This window comes from Blastocatellia bacterium (assembly GCA_035275065.1).
Taxonomy (GTDB): Bacteria; Acidobacteriota; Blastocatellia; order UBA7656; family UBA7656; genus DATENM01.
This window is the reverse complement of the sequence record DATENM010000135.1, coordinates 1-8879: the sequence shown is the minus strand read 5'-3', so window position 1 is coordinate 8879 and position 8879 is coordinate 1. Positions and strand designations below refer to the sequence as shown.

The 8879-nt window shown below is 52.3% G+C and carries 3 protein-coding genes; 2 read left to right on the top strand and 1 reads right to left on the bottom strand.

The features are described from left to right. Together VJ464_25370 and VJ464_25365 are read left to right on the top strand one after the other, a co-directional pair. A partial coding sequence (locus tag VJ464_25370) for a glycosyltransferase (GenBank protein ID HKQ08476.1) occupies nucleotides 1-2803 on the top strand: 2803 nt, incomplete at its 5' end. 14 nt (nucleotides 2804-2817) lie between these two features. Continuing rightward, a complete protein-coding gene (locus tag VJ464_25365) occupies nucleotides 2818-3894 on the top strand; it encodes a glycosyltransferase (protein ID HKQ08475.1) in 1077 nt (358 codons plus the stop codon). A 403-nt stretch (nucleotides 3895-4297) separates the two neighbouring features. On the opposite strand, the gene VJ464_25360 is transcribed toward VJ464_25365, so the two are convergent. Then, entirely contained in the window at nucleotides 4298-8461 is a 4164-nt protein-coding gene (locus VJ464_25360) for a TIR domain-containing protein (protein HKQ08474.1), read from the bottom strand. Nucleotides 8462-8879 lie beyond the last annotated feature (418 nt).

The window sequence follows — 8879 nt, the reverse complement described above, 5'->3', positions numbered from 1 at the left end:
GCAGCTGGAGAAGGACAATCAGGCGCGGCGCGAGCTGACGATAGAGCAGCGCAACGAGTTGGCAGAGCGGGCGCGGCAGGTCGAGGAGTTAGAGGCGAGGCGGCGGCGGGAGGTCGAAGAGTTAGAGGCGGCGCGGGCGCGTCAGGCTGAGGAGTTAGAGGCGGCGCGGGCGCGTCAGGTCGAGGAGTTAGAGGCGGGGCGGCGGCGGGAGGTCGAGAATCTGGTTTCGCAGATTCACTCCCTCAACGCTCAACTCGCCGAGCACGGGCGGGAAGTGCTGCGAATGGCGGCGGAGCTTAAGCAAAAAGACGAAGACACGAAGGTGTTAAATGCTTACGTCGAAACCTTGAGCGGGCAGAACCGGCTGCTGGTCGCTCAACTGCGGGAGAGAGACCATCACGTCAAGGTGGCGCAGTCTGATGTGGCCGATTTGTTGGCGAAGTTTTCCGAGTTATCGGCGAAGTTTTTAGAGAGCGAGCATAAAGTCCGCGCGCTCTCTACGCAGCTTGCAAATCGAAACGCGGAGGCAGAAAGGCTGTTGGCGCAGCTCGCGAATAGAGGCGCAACGGTAGAGATGCTCGCGGCGAAAACCGCGCATCAAGACGAGCTGCTGGCCGCCACCAACACGCATCTGGCCAACGTCGAGGCCGAGCTGTCTCAGATAAAACACTCTCTGGGCTGGCGCCTGCTGAGCCGCTATGGGCGAATCAAGTACCGATACCTGAAGCCTGTAATCAACAAGCTTAAGGGCACACCCACCGAAGCACAATCCGCAGCGCCCGCCATCGCTCAGGCAACGTCCGCCGTCTCTGAAAAAACGTTTCCAATGATGGAAGTCGCGCCGGCGGCGCGACTCCAGGCGCATCAGGCAACCGTTGACATCATCGTCTGCGTGCACAACGCGCTTGATGATGTGAAGCATTGCCTCGATTCGCTAGTCCGTTATACGCGCCTGCCTTACTCCCTGATTCTCGTTGACGATGGCAGCGACGAAGAGACGCGCGGCTACTTATCACACTTCGCGACATACCAGGGCGCGGCACTGATCCGCAACGAGGAAGCGCGGGGGTACACGTACGCGGCCAACCAGGGGCTCCGGCAGTCCAGAGCCGATTACGCCATCCTGCTCAACAGCGATACACAAGTCACGCCGGATTGGCTGGATCGCATGGTCGCGTGCGGCGAATCCGATCCTCGAATTGGCCTGATCGGGCCGCTATCGAACACGGCCTCATGGCAATCCGTCCCGGAAATTTTCGACGGCTCGGATTGGGCGAAAAACGAATTGCCCGAAGACCTGACGGTGGCCGACATGGGCCAGACGGTCGCTCAAAGCTCGGCCCGTCTCTACCCGCGACTGCCGTTTCTGAACGGCTTCTGCTTGATGATCAAGAAGAAGCTGATCGATGAAATAGGTTATTTCGATGAAGAGACGTTCGGCGAGGGATACGGCGAGGAGAACGATTATTCGTTACGGGCGGCGAAGGCGGGCTGGCAGCTTGCAGTCGCCGATGACGTTTACATTTATCATAGCCAGTCGCGCAGCTACTCCAACGAGCGCAGGAAAGAATTGGTTGCACGGTCGGACAAAGCGCTGGTCGCAAAGCACGGCCAGAAGCCGCTGGCCGACGGCGTGACCGTGTGCCGCTACGACCGTGTGCTTGAAGGCGTGCGCGCGCGCAGCCGCTTCATTCATGAGCGGCAAGAGATTATCGAAAAGGGCCAATCAAAATGGGAAGGCAAGCGCGTGCTCTTCATCCTGCCGCTGCTGGAACCCGCCGGGGGAGCTAACGTCATCATCCAGGAAGGCACGGCCATGCAGAAAATGGGCGTCGACGTGCGGATACTGACGCTCACCGCCCGGCGCGCTGCGTTTGAGCGAATCTACTCAGGGGTCACGCTCCCTCTCGTGGACGTGGAAAACGAACAATACATACCGGCCCTATTTGCCGATTACGATGCGGTCGTCGCCGCAATGAGCGGGACGGTTGACTGGCTCGATCCACTAACCCCGGTCCCGCAACTTCCGGTCAGGGGCTACTACATTCAGGATTTCGAGCCGCGATTCTTCCCGGAGGGGACTGCGGCTTTCAGAACCGCGTGGAATTCTTATACGCGCTACACGGACCTTGTGCGCGTGACGAAGACCGAGTGGAACCGCGACACCATTAAGAAAGAGATAAGGGTGGATTGTTCTGTCGTCGGGCCGAGCGTTGACACGGACCTTCACCGACCGCGCCACCGCCGAGACGGGGACTGGCCCGCGCGGCCGCTGCGGATAGCTGCGATGATTCGGCCTAGCACCCCCCGGCGCAACCCACGTCTGACCATGGAGGTGCTGAGAGAGATCTATGGGATGCACAAGGACAACTTGCAAATCATTTTGTTCGGGTGCGACTCGAACGATCCGGAGTTCGGCGAGCTGCCGCAAGATTTCGCTTGGCGCAACGCAGGTGTCTTGACCAGGCCACAACTCGCTTTTCTTTTGAACGAAGTTGATATGTTCGTGGATTTCTCAACTTTCCAGGCTATGGGATTGACGGCGCTCGAATCTATGGCCTGCGGCGCGGCGGTCATCCTGCCCGAAAGCGGCGGGGCTGCAAGCTTCGCGCGTCATGAAGAAAACAGCCTCATGGTCAACACCGCTTCGCAGCAAGCCTGCCTCGACGCCGTGCAGCGATTGATTATGGATGCGAAGCTACGCGCGCAAATTCAACATCAGGCAATGTATGACGTCTGTCAATTCTTTCCTGAGCGGGCCGCTTTCAACATCCTGAGCGCCTTGTTCGCGGCAGAAGGTTAAGGACTATCAACGAGATGTTAAAAGTCCACATTCTTTACGAGCACAGCAATGACTTGCGGCCTCACGGGTCAGGCTACATCCGACTTCTTCGCCCGCTCACTCACCCAACCATTGAAGGCGCGTTCCAGTTGAGCTGGGGGCTGGAATACGAACCTGCGGAAGTTGTGATCATCGAACGCACCGTAAAACCGAGCATGACGCTTCGACTGGCCGAACAATACGTCAAGCGCGCGCGCGCAGATCGGTCGCGTCTGATTTACACCATAGACGACAACCTGCTTGACTTGAGGGTTCAAGGCCCGGTGCGTTACGCCTTCACGACCGAAGAGATGATGGTCGTGCGCTACCTCGCGCGCGAAGCCGACGGGCTGATTGTCTCGACCGGTCCTTTGAAAGAGCGAATGTCGCGCTTCAATGACCGCATCGAAGTCGTGCCGAACGCGCTCGACGAGCGGCTGGTCTCAAGCAGGCCGTCAGGGGAGAACGAATCGCGCGGCGGGAACGGCCGCAAGTTGATCGGATTTATGGGAACCCTCACGCACGACTCAGACCTGATGATGGTCCTCCAGGCGGTGCGCGAAACTCTCAGAAAGCACAAAGACGAAGTCGAGTTTCAACTGGTGGGCGGCATAGCCGACCAGGCTGTTCTTGATTTATTCGATGGCCTGCCGGTGCGGCAACTCGATGTGGGAGATAATGTCGAGTACCCGGCTTTCATGAAGTGGATGTCGGAAAACGTCTGGTGGGACCTGGCCATAGCGCCGCTCGAAGACACCCCCTTCACGCGCTGTAAGTCGGACATAAAATTTTTGGACTATAGCATCATCGGCATCCCGGGCATCTATAGCCGCGTGCCGCCTTATGAAAAAACCGTCCGGCACATGGAGACAGGTTACCTCGTGGCAAATGACAACAAGGATTGGCTTGAGGCCCTGGAGCTATTGCTGACGGTTGATTCGTTGCGCAAGGATTTGGGGCGGAGGTCTCAGCACTACGTGCTGTCAAGCCGCACCCTAGAACACTGTGCGTCTAACTGGCGGGACGCTATTTTGTCTCTCGTGAATGACCGCAACAAATATGCGCCGAAGTGAGACGAGCAAGGACGGTTGGTCTTCGGTTTAGAGCCCTCCCCCGACCCTGCTGATCGCTACTTACTCACATCTACCGACGCTTTATTGAAAGGGATTAAGGCAGGTTAAGTGTTTGGAATACCTGAAATAAAAGAAATAGGCGCGTGCGGATTTGAACCGCAGACCCCTACCGTGTCAAAACACGAAGACGAATCCTAGTGCGTACTCTTCTGTGCTAACAAGTCCTTTGTAGTCGCTTGACTGCAAAGGACTTGTCGCGCTTGTAGGGCTACGCCTCGGCTATAGCGTACCACCACGTTTTATGCCGTTTTTCAGCGTTTTGAATGGGGGTTATGTGACAATCCATGTGACAATCATACAGATTTCCAAAGCGTACTCAGCTCTCGGCATTCTAGGTTGAACTTCACTCTGTGCTATCTCCTAATAGATGTGCCTCAGTCCTCTTGGTTCTTTGGTTGGCCACCTCTTCGTCTGTCGCTGCATAATAGAATCTAATCACCCAATCTGAACTCACACAATTTAATAATCTTCCATCTTTCGTAAAAGATAGACCATGAACGCTGTCTCCCCAAACTCCCTTATGCAGTGTTACTAGCTCTTGTCCACTCCGCGCATCCCACAATTTTACTGTCCCATCGCTACTCGCACTGGCCAACGATTTTCCGTCAGGAGCAAATACTATCCAACGGATTGCTTCTTCATGCCCTTTCAATATAGCTACTTCCTTCCTGCTTCTTACGTCCCAAAGTCTTATTGTCTTATCCTTACCACCGCTGGCCACCATATCCCCACGCGGAGAAAAAGCGGCTGCATAAACTTCTACTTCGTCCGGGCCTTTCAATGTCATCAAATTCAAACCTTGATTCACATCCCAAATCTTTATCGTTCCATCATCACCTGCACTCAATAGGTTTCTATCATCGGGAGAGAATGCTACCGCACTGACTGAATTCTTGTGCCCCGCCAATCTACTAACCTCGTGTCCGGTTATCACATTCCAAATTATTATGGTGTTGTCGCTATCGCCGCTTGCCAAAGTTTTGCCATCGGATGAAAAGGCCAGCGAAAGAATTGCACCTGTATGTCCTATTAACGTCGAGAATTCCCGTCCGCTTTGCACATTCCATAGCTTTATTCTTCCTTGTTTCGAACTATGGTAAACGTTCCCTCTATCACCACTAGCCAAAATCTTGCTATCAGGTGAAAAAGCTACTACATTAATCGGGTTGTCGTGCCCGCTAAACGTTGCCACCTCATGGCCTTCCTTTACATCCCAAAGCACTACCGAGCCATCCTCAGTTCCACCTGCAACCATCTGGCCATCAGGTGAAAAGGCGACATGCCACATTTGTCCTTTGTGGTCTTTTAACATCGTTGATTCTTCAATAGTCTTTATTTCCCACAGTTTTACACATCCGTCGCCGCTTGCGGATGCCACTATGTTCCGATCAGGTGAAAATACTATTGAATTAATGGTTTCTATATGACTCTTTAATGTCCTTAACTCTTGCCTATTTTGTACATCCCAAAGTTTTATAGTGGCATCATCACACCCACTCGCCAACAGCTTTCCATCTGCCGAGAATTCTACAACCCTCACAATGCCTGAATGCCCTTTCAACTGCACCAATTCACGATGGCTACGAACATCCCAAAGACTAACTGTTCCGGTCATTCCACCGCTTGCCAGAACCTTCCCATCAGGGGAAAAAGTTATCGAACGAACCCACTCTTCGGCCCGCAATGTCGCCAATTCATGTCCCGTGTTCAAGTCCCATATCTTAATAGTTTGGTCAGCACTTCCGCTGGCCAAGGTTTTCCCATCAGGCGAAAATGCCATTGCATAGATGTTTTGCGTATGCCCTTTAAGAGTTGCCTTTTTCTTCCCACTTTTTATATCCCATAGGTCTATACCGCACTCACCGCAATGTTCAATTACTACGACAGTGCTTGCTAGTATTCTCCCATCCGGCGAAAAAACGACCGAGCTATTTTCATCCTCGGTCACTTCTATGTCTGCTACATTGAATGTTGTTACCTCTTGCTCGGTTTTTATATTCCATAGTTCTATCTTTCCAGTTATACTACTGCTCGCAAGCACGTTGTCATTCTCAAGAAACCTCACGGACTCAATGCCCTCTGATTGACTGTCAAACCTACTTATTTCTCGTTTAGCTTTGACATCCCACAGTATCACTGTTCCGTCAGAGTTCCCCATTGCCAATATCTTCCCATCACTCGTGAAGGCCACCACGTCAGCATTCTGTTCTTTTCCTTCCAGCGTCATCTTCTCGTTATGAGTCAGATGCCAAAGATGACGCCAATAAAAATCGCGTAGATCATCCTGATCAGTCATCCCATCTTGCGGTATGTATCCTTCAAGTAAATCAAACCCTCTCATCCACCGCTTTTCATCGAAGGCACTCTTGGCTAGGTTTAGATTCGCTGCATAGAGCAGTAAGGTACTGCGCTTTGCATTTTCATTAGCGCGGTTACGTTGCTGAATTGCAAACATCGCCAGTGATACCGCGCCCAGCAAGAGGATGAGAAGGATTATTGAGAACCAGCGCAACCGTAAGCGCGATTTTCGTTCTGTTTCAGCCCGATGTGTTTCAGTCTCGGCGATTTTCTTGGCTGCTTCAAGTTCGCGTTGCTGTCGTTCTTTCTCTTCTTCGTCTGCTCTATTCTCCCTCCCTACGCTGGCATTTAAGAATTCGCGCTCGATTTCATTCAATGCCGCCTCATGACCCCTTCGCCATTCCACAGCCTGCGCTAGTTTAAGGCCGCGATACAGGTAATCCTCCGCACGGTTATCGCGTTCCCATTCCATTGCTGCTTCTGTTAAACGGCGATGCAAGCGGAGTCCAGCACGATCTTCATTTATCCACCCACCTAATCGAGGCCAACCGCGAATCAACGCTTCGTGTGCAACATCCACTTGTTCAGGCCCGTCAGCCACCTTACTTATCGAAATCAGGCGTGATTTGGTCAACGCCTCTATCACCTTATCTACATCTTGCCTTTCTTCGGCCTGCGACCACAGTTCTGCTCTTGTGGCACGGCGTCGTGTATCGGCAGTTCCATCCCCAGGCTGAGTCAAACGCAACAAAAGGCGGCGCGTAATCTCTTGCTTTTTTGGAGTGAACCGGTTGTATATATCTTCGGCCCTCTTGGCCAGTGCGCCTTTCACACCCCCAATTTGGTCATAAGCCTGCTGCGTTAGCAAGTCACTGCTACGATGCTCGTACAACTGTAATAATGCGTCCTCAAGTAGTGGAAGAGTACCAGGCTCGTTGCCAAAATCACTTAAGATGCGTTCAACCAACCCGGATTCAAAGCGCAGCCCCACAGCCAACGCCGGCTCCTCAATCACCCGACGTATATCCGCTTCGTCAAAAGGGCTAACAAGGAATTGGTGGTCGGATATAATTTCAGCTAAGGTCACATATTGTGCAGCCTGTGGGAGAAAGTCAGCCCGCATTGTTAGAACAATGACCGTCTGGCCGCCTTCAATAAATCCTGCATAGCGCAGATTCTCTATGAACTTTAGTTTTTCCTGTTCGTCTTGGCAGAGGGTAAATATTTCTTCAAATTGGTCAACTAAAATAACACATCGCGCTTTTTCACGTTCAGCGTCGGCAAACTGCTTTGTCAGGTATAGCTGCACCTCCAAATGCAGTCCATTCTTTGCCGTAGATAACCTCTCTATTAAATCCTCAACCGGAGCAGCCGAAATGTTTTCAGCTAGCACGCAGGTTGCGAGAGCCTCTATAGGTCGATAGCCAGGCCGGAATTTAACAAATTTCCAGCGATTACTGAACGGCAACGCACCGGCCCTGAGTTTTGGCAATAAGCCGGCGCGGGCCAGCGAGGATTTGCCACTACCTGATGGCCCAAGCACGGCTAGAAAGCGAGTCTGACGCATCGTCTCGACCAAATGTTGCGTCATGGCCTCGCGGCCAAAGAAGAAAGGGGCGTGCGCTTCGTCAAAAACCTCTAGTCCCCGATATGGACATATAACGACAGGGCTTGGAGTAATATCCATACGTCCAGGCACAACTCTGCGAATGCCTGCAACAAGACGATGAAAGGATTCGTTATTTTCTAATCCAGCACGAAAATCAACCCACGTAAGGCGAGCAAGAAAGGATGGTAGCTTGCTGCGCTCTGGCATAATTGAGCCAGGCAGTAGCACGGGGATAACGCGGAGTTTGTTATTGAAATTGCTAACGCGTAGGTCGAGCGCGTTGCGCATTTCTTCATGATGCCAAGCCCCGAATCCACTTGGGCCTAAGAAAACCACACAAGTGAGTGACCGGGTAAGGGCTTCCTCAATTGCCTCTTGCCAGGGGTCACCAGGTATTAGATTCCATTTATCGAGCCAAGTCTTCAATCCAGCTTCATCTTCAAGCTTACGGGCCAGTAATTCAACAGCGGGCTTATCTTGGCTATTGTGGGATAGGAAGGCATCATACTGTTGGTCAGACGATGGAGGTTGCGACCTGTTCAATCGATTTTCAGACATGGCAATACCGAATGTTAAGATGACGAGAACGGGCAGGCCCACTCGGAGGGTGTTCCGCCTCTAAATACTTAACTGTGTTGAGTACGGCTAACGCTCCATTACTTCATCAGAAAATGCCCCAAAACTGCTTGAGGCAAATCTGAGGGCGACCTCATTATATGCTAGATCAACATTATTGCAATCAGAATTACGGCTCAGGTTAGGCTACAAGATAGAGCTGATTCAGGAATTAAGACTATGCCTCTTAAGTGAGGTTCGCGCACCAATTTGATAGACCGTGAGTTCTAAATATACATATGGACAGTGGGTTCAATTAATCGAAAGGAGACGGCATGATGAGGAAGTGAAGCGGCGGTATACTCCGGCTACGCAGCTATGTGTCGCTGGAGTAGATAGGTTAGAGGTTGAACGCTTTCTTGTGGCTTGTGACCACGTAAAGGAGACTACTCAGCCTACTAAC